This is a genomic window from Psychromonas aquatilis (assembly GCF_038155185.1).
GTDB lineage: Bacteria > Pseudomonadota > Gammaproteobacteria > Enterobacterales > Psychromonadaceae > Psychromonas > Psychromonas aquatilis.
This window is the reverse complement of record NZ_JBAKAZ010000308.1, coordinates 1-224: the sequence shown is the minus strand read 5'-3', so window position 1 is coordinate 224 and position 224 is coordinate 1. Positions and strand designations below refer to the sequence as shown.

The following is a 224-nucleotide window of genomic DNA, read 5'->3' as shown; positions in this document are numbered from 1 at the left end:
TTCTTGCTGATTGATAAAATCCAAACAAGAAAATACCGAGCAATGCGATACCCGCACCGACCATAATACCGAAGTCAAAAAACATTTGAATAACACCAGGGATTCTATTTTTAACCGCCATATCTATTTGCTCTTCCGTTGCATCAACAACATTTTGAGCATAACGCTTAACCAATAAGCCGTAACATAAATCAACTTTTTTCTCTTCAAAAGTTCTAATATTC

1 pseudogene is annotated in these 224 nt (G+C 35.3%); it reads right to left on the bottom strand.

Annotated elements, in window-relative coordinates:
* Positions 1–224, bottom strand: a pseudogene (locus tag V6256_RS15675) (cytochrome bd-I ubiquinol oxidase subunit CydA); the annotation flags it as partial.